This window comes from Saprospiraceae bacterium (assembly GCA_026129545.1).
Taxonomy (GTDB): Bacteria; Bacteroidota; Bacteroidia; order Chitinophagales; family Saprospiraceae; genus M3007.
On sequence record JAHCHX010000001.1, the window covers coordinates 938,707 to 957,068 of the forward strand.

The 18,362-nt window shown below is 54.3% G+C and carries 9 protein-coding genes; 2 read left to right on the plus strand and 7 right to left on the minus strand.

The features are described from left to right. Positions 1-54: 54 nt before the first annotated feature. The 4 genes from KIS77_03345 to KIS77_03360 form a co-directional block, all read right to left on the minus strand. A complete protein-coding gene (locus KIS77_03345) occupies positions 55-867 on the minus strand; it encodes a hypothetical protein (GenBank protein ID MCW5921352.1) in 813 nt (270 codons plus the stop codon). 194 nt (positions 868-1,061) lie between these two features. Then, entirely contained in the window at positions 1,062-1,964 is a 903-nt protein-coding gene (locus tag KIS77_03350) for a histone deacetylase (protein MCW5921353.1), read from the minus strand. Then, positions 1,964-2,947, minus strand: a complete 984-nt coding sequence (locus KIS77_03355; protein MCW5921354.1) for a hypothetical protein — start codon at positions 2,945-2,947, stop codon at positions 1,964-1,966. The genes KIS77_03350 and KIS77_03355 overlap by 1 nt, the downstream gene beginning before the upstream one ends. A gap of 21 nt (positions 2,948-2,968) precedes the next feature. Continuing rightward, the gene (locus KIS77_03360; protein MCW5921355.1) at positions 2,969-3,514 is read right to left on the minus strand and encodes a hypothetical protein; all 546 of its coding nucleotides are present in this window, start codon (positions 3,512-3,514) and stop codon (positions 2,969-2,971) included. Positions 3,515-3,725: 211 nt separating this feature from the next. Between KIS77_03360 and KIS77_03365 the strand changes: the two genes are divergently transcribed. Continuing rightward, positions 3,726-4,586, plus strand: a complete 861-nt coding sequence (locus tag KIS77_03365; protein MCW5921356.1) for a hypothetical protein — start codon at positions 3,726-3,728, stop codon at positions 4,584-4,586. 21 nt (positions 4,587-4,607) lie between these two features. After that, positions 4,608-5,606, plus strand: coding sequence for a hypothetical protein (locus KIS77_03370; protein ID MCW5921357.1), 999 nt, complete (start codon positions 4,608-4,610; stop codon positions 5,604-5,606). Between the two features lie 90 nt (positions 5,607-5,696). Here the strand turns inward: KIS77_03370 and KIS77_03375 are convergent, their stop codons facing one another. The 3 genes from KIS77_03375 to KIS77_03385 form a co-directional block, all read right to left on the minus strand. Then, positions 5,697-11,393 carry a hypothetical protein gene (locus KIS77_03375; protein MCW5921358.1) on the minus strand — a complete coding sequence of 1,899 codons (5,697 nt, stop codon included), beginning with the start codon at positions 11,391-11,393 and terminating at the stop codon, positions 5,697-5,699. A gap of 63 nt (positions 11,394-11,456) precedes the next feature. Further along, on the minus strand, positions 11,457-14,816 hold the full coding sequence (locus tag KIS77_03380) for a hypothetical protein (protein ID MCW5921359.1): 3,360 nt from the start codon (positions 14,814-14,816) through the stop codon (positions 11,457-11,459). Between the two features lie 103 nt (positions 14,817-14,919). Then, positions 14,920-18,339: a hypothetical protein gene (locus KIS77_03385; protein MCW5921360.1), complete on the minus strand. Its 3,420-nt coding sequence runs from the start codon at positions 18,337-18,339 to the stop codon at positions 14,920-14,922. Between the last annotated feature and the right edge of the window lie 23 nt (positions 18,340-18,362).

The window sequence follows — 18,362 nt, forward strand, 5'->3', positions numbered from 1 at the left end:
ACATTTGTCCTCAAACATGGCGGTTTCATCGTCCCGGATTATCTCAGTATCAATCTATCGGCGCAGCCGAATCGTGAAGGTGTCGCCGTTGGAAGTGGTGAGCGTGGCGAAGCGGTCGCAGGTGCCGTTGCCAAAGTCGAGCGTCGAGTTCTTGTCATCGCGGGTAAACTGGATAACGCCTTCCGACACCCAGCGGCAAGTGGCTTTTTTGATGAGCGGCTGTGTGATGGTGGACGAAAAGACTACCCCGTTGCGATTGACACCCGAAGTGCTTCCTGTGGTGCTCCACACGTTGTCCAAATGCGTGGGGGTATTGCCGCCCTGAGCGAGGGTGCTGGTGTGCTGATGGTTCCAAGTGGTGGTGGTGCCATCGGAGTAAGTCAGCACCATGTTGGTGGCCTGTTTGGTGAACGACCAAAGGCCGTTGGCATCCTTGCCGTTGTTGGTCCATGACTTGGTGCCTTCCACTTTCACGTCGTCCACATAGAAGTTTTCAAACGTTTTGGTGCGTTGGGCGCCGGCGGTGAAGCGGTCGCCTGTTTGGGTGATGACAATTTTGCCCTTCAAGAGGTGCTGACCGTTGGGGCCGGCGCAACCATCCGTGCCGTAGTCAATGGTGATGGTGTTCGGCCAAGTTCCCCAAGGCTGGGAGAGCGTCACGACCGGGCAAGTGCCACCTCCGCCGCGTTCTTCTATGGCGACATCAACGGCGAAATCTATTTCTTCCGAAAAATCTTCTAGGGTGGCTATGTCTTCGGAAGTCGTGATGTCCGCGTCGTTGACTTTGGCATTGTCTGATTTTTCGCAAGCGTTGAAGAGGAGGATGCCCATGAAAAGGGCGCTGAGCAATAAAATGGACTTTTTCATTTTTTGAACCAGTTGTTGTGTTTGAAAGGTAAAGGTTGCAGGGGTCTATATCATTGACAATGAAACAAATAAGGTTCCGATGGTCTGCGCATCAACTGGGGCGAAACCCCACTTGCTTTTGTCAACCAATGAAAAACGGGAGCATAGACGGCGGGCAAAACGAAGGGTTTAAACAAGCGTGGCTTAAAGCTTCGTTAAAAGAAAATCTCTTGGGCCGTGCGGAAAGTGTTGGCATGGGCTTCCACGATGTCGGCGATGCGGGGGGAATAACCGCCGCCCATGCTCACGGCAACGGGGATGTGGTTTGTTTTGCAAAAAGACAGGACGATGCGGTCGCGCTCGCGGCAACCTTCGCGGCTTAGGTGGAGGCGGCCCAATTTGTCGGAAGCCAGCACATCCACGCCACTTTGATAAAAAATGAAGTCTGGTTGCACCCTGTCGGCGAGGCGTGGCAAGGCCTCGCGCAGCGTTTTTAGGTAAGGCCCATCTTCCATGCCATCGGGCAGCCCTATGTCGAGGTCGGAGGTTTCCTTGCGCAGGGGATAGTTGCGCTCTCCGTGCATTGAGAAGGTGAACACGCGCGGCTCGTTGCGGAAGATATGTGCCGTTCCGTTGCCCTGATGCACGTCCAAGTCCACTATGAGTATTTGTCGGGCCAGCCCGTGGTCGAGCAAGTAATTGGCTGCCACGGCTTGGTCATTGAAACAACAGAACCCCTCGCCGCGGTCGGCGAATGCGTGATGGGTGCCGCCTGCCACATTGAGTGCGCAGCCGTGTTGGAGGGCATATTGGGCGCACCGCACAGTGCCGTTGGAGATGTGCCGCCCGCGCTCCACGAATTTTTCATTGATGGGAAACCCGATGGCCCGGATTTCACGGTCTGAAAAGCTGACGGTGGTGAGTTTGTCCCAGTATTCTTTGGTGTGGGTTCGCAGCGCGACGGGTTCTGAGAGCGGGTCGGGATGGAAAAAGTTGTTGTTGGTCACGGTGCCCTCGTAGAGTAGTTGCTCGGGCAATAGCTCGTATTTGAGCATGGGGAACCGATGTCCCTCAGGCAGTTCGTATTTGTATATCGGCGACCAAGCGATTTTGAGCACTACTCAAATAGTTTTGTGTAATCGTTCTCGTCTTTTAATAGTTCTTTGGGCGGCTTGTTCAAATCTAGGGGCTTTTCCGCAGGTTTCTTGGTTTTTGCGGGGGGGGCGAGCAACGGGCTTTCTTTTTCCCATTGCTCTAGCATCCGAAGCCCTTCTTCCGCGAAGATGCCGTTTTGCAGGTCAATGGAAGCCATAAGGTTGCGGCTGGTATCCATGAATCGCTCCATTTCACCCACTTTGTTGCTCACATCGTCGGCCAGGGCTTCCAATGCTTGGTCGAACATGGCGCGTTGGTCGGGGTCGCCGCTGATAACACTCATGGCCGAGCGAATGGCCGAATGGCTGGCGTGAATCGCCTTGTATTCCTGCTCTTTCACCGCTACTTGGTCTTTGGTGTCGTCCAGTACGATTTCGGAGTTCTCATACATCTTTGCCAAGATGCGATAAAGCACCTCCATGCGCATATAGAGTTCCTCGTACTTGGCATTGGCTTCTTTCAACCGACCAGCCTTGCGAGCGGCGAGCGCCATATTCTTGTCGTCACCTTTTTTCTTGGCTTGCTCTGCCAGTGTCATGTTCTTTTTGATTTCGTCGGTGTTGGCATCCATGGTGCCTTTTAGTTGGCGCATCTGGCCACGCAGCGAACCGATTTGGCGACTCATCTTCTTCAAGGTGTCCTGCAAATCTTCGATGTATGATTTCAGAATCGAGATAGGGTCAATTTTTACAAAAAGACCCGTTATCCAGCGCATCACGGACTTGTATAGATACCACACGAGGTTGCGCAATTTGGGGTCGAGCACCACATAAATCAAGACTGCCAAAACAGCCAGCAGTCCCGCGAAATAAAGCGTGTTGGAAACCAATAGAACAAGTGCCGGCAGCAGGCTACTCAACAAAATGCCGCCGCCCACCACCATCCCCAGCAGGAACAGCGCACCCGTGATGCCCTCCGGGCGTTGCCAAAATGATTTTTGTTGCATAAGAACACAGTTGTGTGGCCACTACAAATACTTGTGCATATTCTCGATATCCTTGTCGATATGCAGCAAAACGGCTTTGTGAGTTTTTTCAAAGGCGGCTTTGGCCTTTTCGAGTTTTTCGCTCTCAAGTTTGGAGGCGGCCTCGGCTTGGTCAATCTGGTTGAGGTATCCGCCGATTTCGTCCTGAAGGCGAGCGATTTCCGCTTTGTGCCGCTCCACTTGGTCGCGCAGTCGCTTGGCTTCTTCCTGTCGGGCGGTTATTTTCACGGCGTTCTGGTTTTCGAGGGCTTTGTCGAACTGTTCCCTTTCTTTTTCCACAAGGTTGCGATAATAAGTGGCGGATTCGATGAGTTTTTCCTTCGTCACGCCCACGGTGGCTGCGGTGGTGAAGGCGCTTTTGTGCGCGGTGGGTTCGTCGAGTTTCATTTGCGAAAGGGCGACGACGGCGCGTTTGAACTCGTAATAGTCGAATCCGGGCAGATTGTTTTTCTCAATGGCGGAGGCTAAAAACTCAAGGCTTCGTTCGTCCAGCCCCTCTGCGGCAAAAAGCGATTTTGTTGTGACCATTTTTTTAGGTGGAATTGGATGGTAAAAGGTTTGAAAAAGATTGGTTGAGTTTGCATTTGCAAAAGTCTCATCGCAAATGAAGGCGAAAAAGAGGGCTTGGGGCGCGACGAGGGCAAAATTGCGACGAATATGCGAAATTAGCCGATGGAGCGCCCTCTTTTGCAAATTGCTTTTTTTCAAGTACGTTTGTCAGCGCAAAACCGACAACGCCATGACGCCAGTAAAGTTGAAAGTTTACATCTCGCACACACCTGACGACAAAAAAACGGTCAAGGAGCTGTACGATTTTCTGCGCCCGATGCATGACGAGGTGGATATTTGGTACAATGACCCGCCTCCGGCCCCTCGCCCGCTTTCGCTGCCCTGGGAATGGATTTCGTTGTTGCTTCCCATCTTCCAGCCCCGCGATTTTAGGGGTGAATACGCCAAAGTGAACCAGCGTCGCAAGGAACGCGCCCACATCTACCTGTTCATGACGAGTTACAAGTCGCTGAACGACCCACAAATACAAAACGACCTGCGCTTGGCCGCAGGCAGAAGAGTGGATGGCGATTGGCTCAGCCCACACATTTTTCCCGTCATACTCGCACCATCGCTTTGGAAAGAAAAATCGCCGCTGTCGAACTACGATATTCTTGGCCCAAAGAAAAAAACGCTGGTCGAAGTCAAGCCCATCGAGGAGGGATTCTACGAAATTGCCAAACAACTTTCCAAAGTTATCAAAGAGGCACAACGCGGTCTGGATGAGGCCAAATTTGCGCAAAGCCGTCTGGCGGCTCCCGACGGAACTGCGCTGCCAGCGGGTCAACAGGCGCAGCCGTATTTGGGCGACGAGGACGATTCGTTGGAATACCGGCCACCGTCCCAAGTGAATCCGCCCGAATGGCTTGGTTGGATGATTTGGTTCTTTCTTTTCATATCGCTCATGCGGGGCTTGCGCGGCGACTTGCCTCGAGCCACGGTGGGCCGCCAAGATGCCGAGCGGCCTGTTCCGACTTTGGAAACCGAATACCCGCGTGAGCAACCCATGCGTCCCGTGTTGGAAGACAAGCCGCTTCCGCCACCTGATTAAACATAAGAAATTCAGAAAGTTATGAAAAAACATCTCTGTGTGCCTGTGCTTGTCTTACTCCTTTTGACGGCCTGCCAAAACGACAATACCCCTACCGTCGCCAACACCCCCACTTCACATGGTCTTCGTCTCAGCGTTCAAAACGACCCTGAATGGGAATTTCAAAACCTGCGCATCTACCCCGTGTTGGCCGATGCCGCGCTACTCGAAAAGCACGCTGACTTGCGGCACTTGAAAACCCTCACGGAAGGAATGAAAACCCCCGGTTTTCGCATCACCGAACTCAAACAGTTCGGTCGCTCCGTCGAACCCCGCGTCAACGCACTCACTGTGCAAAACAAAAGCGAGGAGCCTATCTTCATCATGTCGGGTGATGTGGTGACGGGCGGCAACCAAGACCGCGTGATAGCGCAAGACCAAGTAGTGGTGGCTCGAACGGTGCGTAATATCGAGGTCTTTTGTGTGGAACAAGGCCGCTGGCACTTCGATGACCCTACCGCAACGGAGGATGAAAAGCGAATTTTTGCCTTCAAAGGGTATTACAACGTAGCCAGTCCGCAAGTGCGTGAGGCCGTGCAACGTACTGGGAATCAGGAAGAGGTGTGGAGTGCCGTCGCCAAAGTGACCTCATCCAACAGCGCCGTGTCCGGTACTAAAACATACGCCGCGCTCGAAACGGCTCAAGAGTACAAGGCCAAGCGCGACGCATACATTGGCTATTTCGACGGCAAGCCGGAGCACCTTACTAACATGGTAGGCATGGTGGTCGTTTGTGGCGACCGCGTGTTGGGCGTGGATATTTTTGGTCATCCCGACTTGTTCCGCCGCAAATTCGAGCCGCTGCTCCACGGCTACGCGACTGAAGCCATCGCTACCGCCGCCCCGCCCCGTGTCTCCGACAGCGAGTTGCAGCGCACGTTCGACAAAGTGGCTCGCTTGGCTGCACCCGATGCTGTTCCCAACGACGAGGCGGGCAAATTTGCTATGGGCGATGCGTGGGTGCATCTCTACAAGAAATGAAGATTGACTTTGCCATATAGATGTGAAGCCACAAAGGTTTCAAGAATCCAATTCTTGGAGCATTTGTGGCTTTGTGGCAATTACGCTGCACTAAGGCATTTTTTCCACAAATTTGTTGACCCTTGCCAAATCCGCCCCGATGGTGATGGGGCGCCATGTAGTTGCCAATATGGTAGCGGGCAAAAACATGGAGAGTGCGGTTTTGTCGAGTTGCTGCGGCTCCACCGCACGCAGACGGGCCAAATCAAGCGTGTCGTGCAGGGTGGTCACGAGGTCCTCCCATTGCCAAGCGCCATTGAAATTGGGCGGCGTGGCGAGCAGGATGGCTTGCGGAGGCTCTGCGTTCGGTTTGTCGAAGTGGAAAGCGATGCCGGTCGTTTCCGTTTCGGAAGGGATGATTTCCGTCCATTCGTCGAGTAGCAACCCGCATTGCGGTTGGTTTTTGTCAAAACCAGCCCCGGTGTAAATAGCTGTGTAGAGCAGGTGGTCGCGTTCCAATTTTTCGTTTGTGTCTGGCGGGAATTCCAAAGCTAACCACGGGACATCGGCCTCAAATGGAAACTGTGCCGGGTGTAGCGCTGGTGTCGTGGTGCTGAACGCCTCTGTCAGGAAAGTCAGGTTCTCCAAGTGGTGTATTTTCTCGCGCACCCTTGCCATGCCGTGAAGCCAATCGTCCACCGGAAATGCGTTTTTGAGTATAGCCTGCTGATAGTTAAGCAGTTGGGATGTGTTGTTGTGTGCTTTTTCCCATTCCTCCGCTTGAGTGCTTGGCGGGACGAATGAGGGCACCAACACAAATTCGTCCCCGAATATCGCTCGGGCAGCCTCCGTCAGGATTTGGACTTTTTTATCGGAGGCTGCTTGCGTGTCGTGTTCGTCCAGTTTGGATTGCACGCTTTCGATACGCTTGTCCAAATCGGCGATAAGCTGCTCCGTCCTTGTCCGAATATCTTCCGCAAGCACGACGATTGATTGCTCTATCTGATTTGCTTCGACCTCCTGCAAATCAAAGTTCTCTACAGGCAGCAAGGAGGTAAAGTCGGCCCAGACCTCGCTTAGGTTGGTCTTGGCAGTTTGTGTCAACAGTTGGAAGTCGTTTTTCCTTGCCTCGAACAATGCCTTTTTGGCCTCTATTTCCGCATATATCTGGATAGCGTTTTTGCCTGCGGTGTCCACGAAAGTGGTAGAGATGAGCAACTCCGCTTTTTGCAGCAGTTCGATGCGCTCCTGTTCGCCGGGCTGGATAGGCAAGTCTAAGAGCAAATCATCGTACTCCACCAATTTTTCCTCCCACCGTTGCGCGATTTCGGAGGCTTTTTTCAAAATGCTGCTGAAAATGGCGCCCTTGGTCTCATAAAAAATGCCATAGCCTGTTTGCGGCAAGCCATACAGGGAAATTGAACGCAGCGCCACGACGAGGTCGCCAAGATAGTTGTCAATGTTGGCGACTATGTTTGGCGTGTCAGGGCCGGGTTGGGGGAAAACCAAATCAAGTTGGTTGAGCAGCGGTTGAAGGCGCGTTGTTTTTTCGTTCGCCAAATCTGTCAGCAAAAAATCCACTCTGGTGCGTTGGAGTGCGATGCCGCCTTCATGTTCAGGCTTGGCCTCGGTTGGCAACGCCACGTCCGTGGAACGGAGCGGGCGCGAGCGCAACAACAAGGCTCGAAGGCTGCGCAGCATGGGCATTATTTCAAAAAAAGAAAAATGCCCTGCGTCACATTCGGTGTAAGTGATGTGCAAAGTCGAATCGGGGCGGGGGCTTGGCGCGGCGTTCCGAAAAACATATTCGCGGATGCGGTCTTCCAATTCCGTGCGCGTTTCCAAGCTGTCGGCGTTAATAATATACAGCAAATCAAGAGGTTGAAGCCCCAAATTGGCTTGCGTCACGAATATGGGGTTGGGATTTCCTTCGTATTCCACCTTGCAACTTATTTGTGCCGCTGGGGGCAGCGTGTCTTTTAGCCAATGGTGCATGGCAGGCTCGGCCTTGGCACGTGGGTTGTCGGAAGCCGCCGCGACGGCGGATGCGTCAAAATGAAGGGCGACCCGGTGCGTTAGGCCGATGCCGCTGCGCGGCGTCTGCACCACTTCCGGCACTGGCGGGAAAGTGGCTTGACTGTAAGCGTCGAGGGTGGCTGCCGCCCGGTCATAGTTGCCCAACACCACCTGATGCACGCCTTCCGCAATGGCGAGGTCAGCCAACGCATCGTAAATGTCGAGCAGGCGATTGATTTCGGCATTGATGATGTTTTGTTGGGCAATGGTAGCGGTTGGCAATTTGTTTGGCATGGGGAACCCGAAAGGATATGGCTTCACGGTGCCGTTGGGGTTTTTGACGTGGCGAATCAAATTCAGCCCATTGACCACGTTGCGGGCTTCGATGGCCTCGATGGACACATCGTCGGGCAAGTCTTCTGGGCGCGTGTAAAGCGGGAAAACGCGTCGAAGCGGGTAGATGAATTCATCACATTCCGCGAAGTTGTAGCGGTCGTGCAGCCCGCGCTCGAATTGATAGCCGAGCAAAGCGGCAAGGCTTTGGCCGTTGCGAATGCCTTCTATCATGCTCAGTGCAAGGCGCACGCGCTCGGAAGCGAGGTTGACTTTTAGCAGCTCTGGATGGGCGGGGGTGGCGTTGGCTATGTAGCCATTGCGCAAAATGGCTGCGGTGACGGCGTGGTTGACGGAGGGCGCATGGATGTAGCCTTCGTTTTTGTTGTCGCGCACAAGTTGTATGCGTTGGTTTTCAGGCACTTGTTTGTTGAAAATCTCGTCCAGTTTTGTGTCATTGGGGACGAAAGGGGTAAGTTTTTTTTGTTCTGAAACCACGTTTTCCAGCCATCCGTAAGCGCCCAAGTACACCCCTTTTCGGTGCAGCGAATCGTCGCCCAGCCCTTCGTCGTCGCCCAAACGAGCGTATCGCATGGAGGCGAGTTGGAAATGGACGAGGCCATTTATCCAAGCGTCGAGGCGGTAGGAGCAGCAGTCGAGATGCTCGGCCAAGAGGCGTTCGAGACGGGCGGTGGGTGTTTGGGTCAGGTGCTCGAGGGCTTTCAGTTGCTCGCTCAGATAACGGGTGCCAAACAGGTGGCTCAGGTTGAGCGTGATGTGTTCGGCGAGTGTTCGCGTGGGGTGGTCGGTGATTTGCTGGAAAGGGGTGTAGAGCAGTTGGTAGCGGCTTTGCTCTGCGGCGACTTGGCTGGGCGAGGCAGTGGTTACTGTCCCGATACTTGCTTTGGTATCTTGTATTTGGAAAAAATGCGGTTCGCTGCGGAAGATTTTTTTCTGTTCGTTGTTGAGGAGTTGGGCATCGTCGAGCACTCGAATCCCAGCGTCGTGGTAGCCGAGTTCGAGGGAGTGTTTGAGCAATATGTAAAGCAGCGCGTTGGGCCACTTGTTGTCCACGAAGCCGTCTTCCACACGCAATGTGTCGAACGATTGTGTCGCCCACTCGTGCAGCCATTCGATGTAATTGCGGCCATTGGTGGTGACGACGCGCAGTGCCTCCCATTCCGACATGGGGCCTTCTTGAATAATGGGGCCGTTCAGCCGATTAGGCTTTGTTTTGAAAAACAGGTCGAGCAATTTGGGCATTTCGTCGCTGCTATATCCCATGAGCTGTAGCTGCGTCATGGCCTGTTGCTGCATTTTGGCCGAGAGCGTTTTCCAGTTTATTTGGTACTTCCAAAGTTTGGCGATGTTGTCCATCTGTTTTTTGGTGTTGGCGTACCGCTGATAGAACTCCACTGAGGCGGGATGCAATCCTACCACATCCAGCAGGGCTTGATGCGGGTCGCCGGGATGGGCGGGGTCAACGCGGGCGACGTTTTTGGCAATTTCCTCCCACGTTTTCCGCAGGTGGTTCAACACGCCGCTATATTTCCAAAGCCAGTCTTTAAACTCGGTTTTGCGTTGTTTTTCCTGAAATTTTTTGGAATAATCAATGTAAGAAACCTTCTGGTCGCCATATATCCAGCCTATTTTGCTGTAAGCGGTGGTGGGCAATATGCCATAGGGCTGGCGACCGATGCGAATGCTGGGAATCATGCCGCGCCCGCTCACGAAATGGTTGAAAAACCAGCGCGTGTAGTAGATGTCGTCGTCGTTGAAAACGGGTTGCATGAGTGTGTCCATGAAATAGCCCAGCGTGGCTGACCAAAGGGCTGTGTTCATCGCACGGGCTTCGCATTGGTCGGTGTGCCCGGCGAGCGGCACTTGTTTGAGCCATGCGGTGTCAAGCCCAAGACATTCGGCAAACCATTGGCCGTCGCGTTTTTTGAAAAAATCCGCTTCTTCCTCGAATTGTGCTTTTCCTTTGAAAACGACCTCGAAACTTGCGTCCGCGTCGTCGTCGCGCGAGTAGGCTGAGTTGACCTCTTCCGTGTTGTTGGTGGGCGCACCCTGTGGCAAAAAAGCAAATCCAGAACGGCTGTAGTAGTGATGTTGGAGCAGTGCTTCCAACTCGGTTTTGCCCTCCGCAGCGTCGGCGCCAAGCCGCAACCCCAACACAAAAAGTCGGTCGAAACCAGCGGTGGCTTGTTGCGCCGTGATGTTCACGCGAAAGCCCATCCCTCGATTGACGGCTTCCTCAAAATCGAGCATCCACCGCAGCTCATCTCCGATGATAAGGTTGCCAAATTCGTCGAATTGAAACTGTGATTCCGTGTCGGCGGTCGGGTTGGGGCTTACATGGAAGGGCGCTTGCACGGGTGCGCTGATTTCTTCCAAGACCTTGTTCCCTTTCTGGAAGCCGAGCAGGACGAAGCGTTCGGGCAGCAGACTTGCCTGTGCGGCCTTCGCCCATGAGGTGGTTTTGGTTTCCAAGTCTTCATTTTTGGGCAAATACATAAAAAACACGCGCACGGTGGTGGTCGAATGGTCAAAGCCGTGCGCGGGTTTTTCCGTCAGGTTGTAAGGCTTGTATTGTTCCGCCAATGTCTCTGCTCTCGTTGTTCCCACGGCTGTTGCCAGCGCGGACCAAGCGGCGCTTGCTGTTGGTTCGTGGCCTGCCGATTCCCATACTGCAGACCAATAGGCTGCCAGCAGGGGGCGTTCTGTTGCTGCCAGATGTTCGTCGGCTGTCACCACGAGGACGAGTTCTCCCGGTGCTTTCGATGTCGGTTTTTGCTCCAATGTTGGGTCGCCCAATGCGTCGTCGGGGGAAACTGGGTTCAGCGGTCGGAAATGCTGCACAATCCACGTCGCTCGCCCGGAGCCATGGCTGGCCACCAAGCCGCGCCAAGCGGCGCGTTCCTCATCTTCCGCTCCTGCGGCGTGAAAGTATTCGCGCCAGAAGATGCCGGCGCTTTTGAGTTCGACCTCCGAGAGGGTTTCCTCAAATGTGTCCACCAGACATTCGTCGGGAAAAACCCGTACCCAAAGTTGGTGCTGGGTGGCCGCGCCTGCCACGCTTAGGGTCTTGAACCGTGTTTCCAAACGAAGCGGGAAGAGCAGAATAGGGATGTCGTCGTTGAGATGGGCTGCGTTTTGGCGCGGGTCGGTCCAGGTTTGCCAGAAATTGGGATAAAGGTTTGCCAGTTGATTTTTGAATGTCCCGAATGTCTTTTCCCGTTGTTTTTTCAGGCTCTCCAATTGCTGGCGCTTGCCCTCCAACTGCTGGCGTTGCTTCTGGTGTTCAGGCTCGTCGGGGTTGAACCAACGTCCCATCTCTCGCAACTGCGCGTTGACTTGTTTCAGTTGCTCTGACACGCGAAACAGTTCGCCCTCGGCTTGCGCAAAGGCGGCTCTTGTGTCGGACAGGTTTTTTCTTGTTTGCTGAAAATCAGACATTTGCTCAATAAGTTTTGAAGGTTCAAGCACCTGTTTTTGTTGGTGGGGCTGGGGGGCGGAAGGTCAGGGCAGCAGATTCTCTTTGGGCTTCAACATCTCGCTCGCGTGCACAGCCACCATCACGGGCACTTGGTAAAGGATATAGGCCAAATCGGCGGAGTCGGCTTCTTTGCGCCAACGGATGTTTTTGTCCTCGTTGTGCTGCAACAATTCCTCCTCGTATTCGGCTTGCGAGGTATCGGTGGGGGGGACGAGGTTGATGTTTGGGGTGGCGTTGGTGATTTGGAGAAAACCGCCTTCTGGCAAGCCGGGCGCGGCATCTTCCCAAGCAAGGTCGCTCCAAGTGCGCTTCACGGCATTGGGGCCGCCGATGTCAAGACCAAAGCGAGGTTCGCCGGGGCGCTCCTTGATGACGAAGAACCAACCTGCGTTATGTTCGGTAGGACTGCTGCCGTCGTTGCCCTTAGCCGCGTCGGAAGTAAGGTCAAAGCCAAAGAAGTATATGTCGGGGTCCACTTTGGCGCTGTATAGTGGTGTTTTCACTATGTCGCGTGGTGGGTTGTCCTCTTTGCCGTTGGGGATGTCGAACAGGTCGCGCTCTTTGGCTGGGTCGAAGCCGCCGGAGCCGTCGTTGTTTTTGGTCTGCCACTTGGCCTTGTGAGCGTAAATGACGGCGGTGGGATATTTTTTCAGCAATTCGCCGCGAATCACTAGCACGACTTCTTCCTCATTGGTGCCTCCTTGCTCGCGGTTGTCGTGCTCGCCGAGTTTGGAGGCACGCGGCCATTTGTGTATTTCAGGGATGTCTTTAAGCTTTTCGCCGAGCTTGCTCAGGTCTTCCCCATCCTCGGGCAGATAGGCGCTCACATCCCAGAATTGTCGGAAATAGCTGCCGCGTTGGTCGGTCGGATATTCTCGCCACAGCAACTCACGCGACATTTCGTGGTTGATGCCGACCATGTAAGCTTCTATGAACTTTTGGTTGGTTTGCAAAAGGGTGATGCTGTTTTGGGGTATCAGGTTGATGTTGGGCAAAAAATACTCATCGGAGAGTTTGACGAGCGGGTCGTACATCGGCTGGTCGAATTTGGGGTACTCCATGATTTCGTCAAACTTTTCGGGAACGAACCGAATGCGACCGGGCAGCAGGATGCGGTCGAGCACCAAGCGCGGGATGGTTTTGTCTGGATGAAGGCTTGCCAATGTTTCGGAAGCGACGAGCGATATGTCGAGCGGCACCTTGGGTGGCACAAAGGCTGCTTCTCTGGCTGCCACCTCCACCGCGTACATTTCCTTGAGGGCGATTTTGAAACGCAATGCTTCCGGGCTGTCGGAGGCTCCTGTTTGCGGGCGGAAGGGCTCATCTGGCTCCGTGATGCGAAAATCGGGGCTTTTCGGAGCCATGTCCACCCGTTCGGGGGTTTCGGTTCGCTCGGTGAAAATCTCTGGTTGGGCCAGCTGTCTCAATATCTCGTTCATCTTTCTCCACAAAAACACCAACCCCGCTACCACAGTCATGCCAAGCGCCATCCAAAAGGCGGCGGGTCTGAACAGCAAGAGCAGCACAAGCAACATGACCGCCAAGCCCAACGTGAGCAAGGGCAGCCATTTGTATTTTTTCAGCAAATCGGCCAGCCATTTGGGCTGTGGGTTGGGAGTGGTTTGCTCGATGAGCACCTGCTCGGTCGGTATGTCGGGTGTGATTTTAGGCGGAGCCGGCACGATTTCGCCTTTGTTGAGCCGCGTGACCAATGTAGCTGGCGCAATGTTTTTTGCCGCAAAAGGCAGTCGGGTCACGACGCGGGAGCGTGGCCGCAACACTTTTCGCATAGGTGGCGAAACGGCGACTGGTGGCACAAGGCTCATTTTTATTTGGTGAAAAACGGTGGCGTTTTGTACCAAAATACGCTTTTGCACGGGTGCGCTCAACAGGAACAGCTTGTCGGGGCGTTGGGTCAGGAGTGCTTGAAAATGCTTGGTATGCCACTGAAAGATTGCTTCTTGGCTCAATTGTGCCAGCCGGATGAGGCTGTTTGCTTTCACCACATCGCCCACTTGCTGCCAAGCTGCGTTCATGTACTCTTCTTGTTTTTCCTGAATGACTTTTGTGCCGAAACCCGCAGGTACCCTAAAACGAGGGTCGAGGTTGAGCTCGTGAATCCAGTTTTTTGGGTTGGCCACCGGGGAGCCGTTGGGTTGGTGCAGCAGGCGGTCCACGGCGGCGTGCCAGCGCCCATAGAGCGGCGGCGTGATGAGCGGGTCTGGGTCGAGTGGGTTGTCGGGGTCTGGAATGGGCTGTGGATTGGCACCTGGTTTTTGGTAGTCGTCGGCAAGGTTGGCGAATTGGGCGATGCCTTCGTTGATGGGCTGTGGGTAGTTGACCTTTAACCAATCTTCGTATTTGTAAAACTCGGCGGGGTTGCTTAGTGCCTCGTCTGGCACACGCAGGGCGCCACCGAGTTTGAGGATGCCGCCGAGTTCGCCGTTTGGGTCGAGGCCGGGAAGGTTCCAACCTGGTTGTTGCACATCCATGTCGCGCCGACCGACGCGCTCGTCGGCGGGTTGTGCTTTGAGCAGGCGCACGAGATACTCAAAGTCGCCCACCGTTCCCGTGCGGAAATACCATCGGTGATAGTAGGGGAATGTGGTTTGGTCGGGCTTTTGCCCCCAAGCATATTGTGAGGCGAAGTCTGGCTCGACCTCTAAACCCAAGCCTGCTTGTCGGCCACTTTCAAAGGAGGGAATCAAAAAGGCGTGGTAGGCGGCGGATGGCTTCAATTTGCGCGGGCAAAGGATGCGCGAATAACCAAAGTCGGGATTTTGTTTGAGTGCCGTGTCCAATTTTGGCAACACCGCCCCCATGTTTTCCGACAAAATCTCTTCCGGCGTGGCGGCTATGTCGCGGTTGACATGGACGTGCGCCCAAGCCCACAATTGTTCGGGCGGCAAAAACTTTGCGCTGGCATTTTGGACGGTAATGAATGGCAACGGCTTGTCTTTCAGGTTTTTACCCTCCTGAAACTCGCCCTCTTCCAGCACCACCAATGCCAGCCACGGGCGAAGCCGATGTGCTGGCTCGTTGGCTTTGCTGGGCGTGTAGCGCCACGGGAAATCCTCGTCGTAGAAATCAATATAGGGCAGGTAGTTGGCTTCAAAGTTGGTTATCCAATTGCGTGGTTCGTTCTTGATTATGGCGCGTGGGTCAATGCCCACCACGTCGCCAGGGCCGTAGAGTTCCACGTTTCTGGGGATGGTCGCCACGACGGGGGCGCCACCGTTGACGGCCTTGCCTTCCACTTCCAGTTGGAGATGGAAGGTGGCACGCAATTTCACGCTTGCATCTTGATCTGCCTGCGTCGTTTTGTTCGCCAGACCGACGCGCAAGTAGGGTAGAAAAGAATATGTGCCGATGGGTTTGTCCATTTTTTCTTGTTTGTTGTACTCCCGTGCGGTCCGGCCACCCGGAAGAGAAAGAAAGTTTTGTTCGCGCCTGTTTGCTCAGGTCTGCGAAGACGAGGAACGCGGGTCACACTGCTTCGTATTTCGGAATCACATGAAGCGATTCGTGCAAAGCGGGATTGAGGGTTATTTGTTGCTGTATGAATTGATTGGCCAGTGCCTCGCTGGCAAAACTGGTCGCTTCGGCGTTGAATGCCTTGTTGTTCTCGGTAAAGGCTACCACAAACCCCGTGTCTTGCACTTTGACCTTAGCTTCGTTGATGAATGGGTCAAGTTGGGATTTGTAATGGTTGGAAAGCGCTGATTTTGTGACAGCCGCACCATTGAGAAAATGACCGAAAAACTTGGCTGTGAATAATTTAAACCTCCTGCGGAATCGCTTGTAGTTGTTGTCAATGATGATTTGCTCATATCGAACCCGGCGTTTGGCCAACTTGGAAGCGCCCAATTGTTGCGCCCCTGCCGAGAGCAACACCCCTCCGTGCAGCGGGTCGAATGCCCGTTGCGAGAGCTTGTCGGCATCGCTCATTTTGAGGTATTGGGCTTTGGCAAACTGTTCGATGGTGTCTTGCACTTTCGTCAGCCCATTGGCGCCGAGTTTGAACTCGTTGGCATCCGAAGGTTTTTGGCTGCCCACCTTGTCAATTTTCAAATCAAAAGGCACGGCACGTTGGCTGATGCGCAAGGAGCCAAGCGGGTGCAACACCTGCGCGGTCTCGGCTTCCGACAATTTGCGCAGCGAAACGAGCAGGTTGTTCCCTACGGGCAGCTCCGCCTTCCAGTTTTCCAGTTTTTCCAACTCGGCAGTGATGAGCGGCATCACCTGCACTGGGGGCAGCGTGGTGTCCTCGCTGTCGCCCCAAGTGATGTCAAAGTCGGCAGACACATCAAAGAACAGCAGGCTGAGCGTGCCTGTGCCGTGCGCGCGCCATGGGGTGGGGCCTTCGAGCGCAAACCGCAGGCGGATGCTGAACAATCCAATGCCAAATACTTTGAGGGATACCGATGCCGATATTTCGATGATGAAGTAGAATGGGGAGAATTGGAACAAAGCGTCGAAGGCGAGGTGGCCGTCCACGCGTACTACGGAGAGGTTGACCCTTAGTTCTACTTTTGCCCCAAACTGCACCGTGTTGGACGTGACAGCAAAATAGCCTTCCACGCGAATGCGGCAAAAATCCGTGTTCAAGATATTGAGCGCCACGCGCTTGGGGCTGGGGAAGGGCAACGGTGGCGGGTTGAAACGCGGGTGGAAGCCACCAACGGAAACAACGAAATTGGAGTCTTCGCCCCAAGCCACCAACAAGCCCATTTCGCCTTCGATGGTGATGAACAGCACCCGCGACTCGAAGATGCTGGCAAAAAACCACAAGCGGTTTTTGTCAAATTCTATCGCGCCAATGAAATTGACTTGAATGAGAATCAAAGGCGCGTCTTCGGCAGGCAAGGCCACTTTCAGTATGCCCAGAATGGCGATGTTGCCCGGAATCTCAATGATGACGCCCAGCGAAACGCTTACCAGCGTAGGTGTGCCCCAGCCAATTTTCGCCATCGGCCCGATGAGGAATTTGCCCTCGTAAGGTGGGAAAATGGTGCGCAAATCACTTATGATGCGCGGCGCGTTTTCCACCGGATTTTGGGGGAACATGACGCTGTTGATGGCTCCCGTGCGCACGCCTTCGGCAAGGGCTTGCAGGTTCATGGTGCGATGGAGGCCAAGCAAGCCGCCCACACCCAACAAGGTGAAGCCGAATCCGAGTTGGATGCCGGTGCCAAATTCTGCCGTGATGATGAGCAGCAGCGAAAAGCCTTTCGAGCCATCGGGCATTTTGGTCGTGATAAGACCAATGGCCTTCACCGTGACAATTTGCAAGATGGACAATTCGAGCACACCGGCATATTCCTCGCGGTCGAAATCAAAATAGAGGTAGCCGCCTCCTTTCACCACTGCCAAATCAATGGAGAGACCGACCCCATTGGGGGGGCGAAATCCGAACCCGATGTCGAGGGGGCCGAGGTTGCCCTTGCCATTTGCAGGGAACTTCATCGGTATGGACACGCCAAGCTTGTCCACTACCGCTTTCAAGGGGCCGAGGTTGGCATTCAGCAAAACCGCCAAATCTGTCTTTATTGGCGCGTCTGTGCCAAAACCCACGATGACGTAAACCCCTTTGAGCTCTGCAATGCCCAAATTGATGTGGATGGGCAACAGCAGCTCGATGGCGCCACTCCCGACCAATTGAAGGCCAGTGGAAGGCATCCATGTGCCGACCAAGTCAAAATCTGCCTCCATCCCAAATCCCGACAACACTTGTTGCAAAAAGCCGTCTCCCTGACTGAGGTCAATGACCAACTTCCCGCCTTTGATTTCTATCTCCACGCTTGGCTCGGCCTCGGCGCGGTTGGTGGATGAATTCCATCGGGCATTGAAACCCAACGCGCCCCCAATGGATTTGCTCTCCAAGCGGCTGCCTCCGGTGGTGCCTATGAACATGACACGGCGGTCGCCGGGATATTCGGCTTTCAGCCCCAACAGTGCCTCAAATGTCAATTGGCCACTTGGTGGGGACATTTCCACTTCAAAGGGCGCACTTATTTTGCCCTGCACCCCTGCGTCGAAGGTGCCTTTCGATTTCAGCACCGCTTTCCAAGGGCCGACGAGGTCGAGCGTTTGGTTGGCCTCGAAAGCGGCTGGGATGCGCAGATCCAATTTCAAGCTGGGAGGGTTGGCTGTTGGGTCGGCTTGAAGGCTAAAATAATATGCTTCAAGGGTGTAGGGCTGGCTCCCGACTTTGTAGAGTTCGGCGGGGAAGCCGAAGCGGTCGAGCATGTTTTTCAATCGCTCCAGCATCAGCTTGCCGTCAAAATCATTTGCCCCGAATTTGTACTGGTCGCGGAGGTACTTGACGGGGTCGGTGCCGATGTCAATGATGCGTTGGAAATGAATCTCGCGTTTGCGGAACTCCGCTTGCAATTTGGTTGGGTCGGCAGGGAGCAGGTCGTTTTCGAGAATCCCCAACACGTTGAGCGAAGAGGCAAGCGTGGGAAGCCGCTTGTCCATGTACTCCACAGTCATGTAGTGCAGTATTTTGATGGCCAACTTTTCCCCGAACTGATTGATTTCTGCCACTTGTGCGGGCGTGAGTCCCACGCTTCCCGATGCGTTCTTGACGGCATTGCCCAGATTGCTCAGCGCATTGATGAGTTGAATGATTTTTTCCAGCAGGCTTTTCCCCGAAGAAATGATGCCGGAGACGTTTTCCGTGTCTATCGCATTGGCCAACGATTGCACGATGGGGGGCAAATCCCGCACAATGCCGGCGGGTGGCCCGAAGGCCGTTATCACGGACTGGTGTTGCGACAGCGCGGACGGCACGGACACCCCCAGCCGCTCCAAAATGTCGGGGCCGAGAATGTCGGCCAATGGTTCGAGTGCCTTACCTATCTCGCGGGCGATGATTTCGATAGTTCCGGGTGCGCTGGGCATAAGATTGAATTATGAAGATTAGG

Bases quoted from the DNA above. Each gene is read 5' to 3' on its own strand.
- KIS77_03385 (MCW5921360.1), bottom strand. From the start codon at position 18,339: ATGCCCAGCGCACCCGGAACTATCGAAATCATCGCCCGCGAGATAGGT.
- KIS77_03355 (MCW5921354.1), bottom strand. From the start codon at position 2,947: ATGCAACAAAAATCATTTTGGCAACGCCCGGAGGGCATCACGGGTGCG.
- KIS77_03370 (MCW5921357.1), top strand. From the start codon at position 4,608: ATGAAAAAACATCTCTGTGTGCCTGTGCTTGTCTTACTCCTTTTGACG.
- KIS77_03380 (MCW5921359.1), bottom strand. From the start codon at position 14,816: ATGGACAAACCCATCGGCACATATTCTTTTCTACCCTACTTGCGCGTC.
- KIS77_03360 (MCW5921355.1), bottom strand. From the start codon at position 3,514: ATGGTCACAACAAAATCGCTTTTTGCCGCAGAGGGGCTGGACGAACGA.
- KIS77_03365 (MCW5921356.1), top strand. From the start codon at position 3,726: ATGACGCCAGTAAAGTTGAAAGTTTACATCTCGCACACACCTGACGAC.
- KIS77_03345 (MCW5921352.1), bottom strand. From the start codon at position 867: ATGAAAAAGTCCATTTTATTGCTCAGCGCCCTTTTCATGGGCATCCTC.
- KIS77_03375 (MCW5921358.1), bottom strand. From the start codon at position 11,393: ATGTCTGATTTTCAGCAAACAAGAAAAAACCTGTCCGACACAAGAGCC.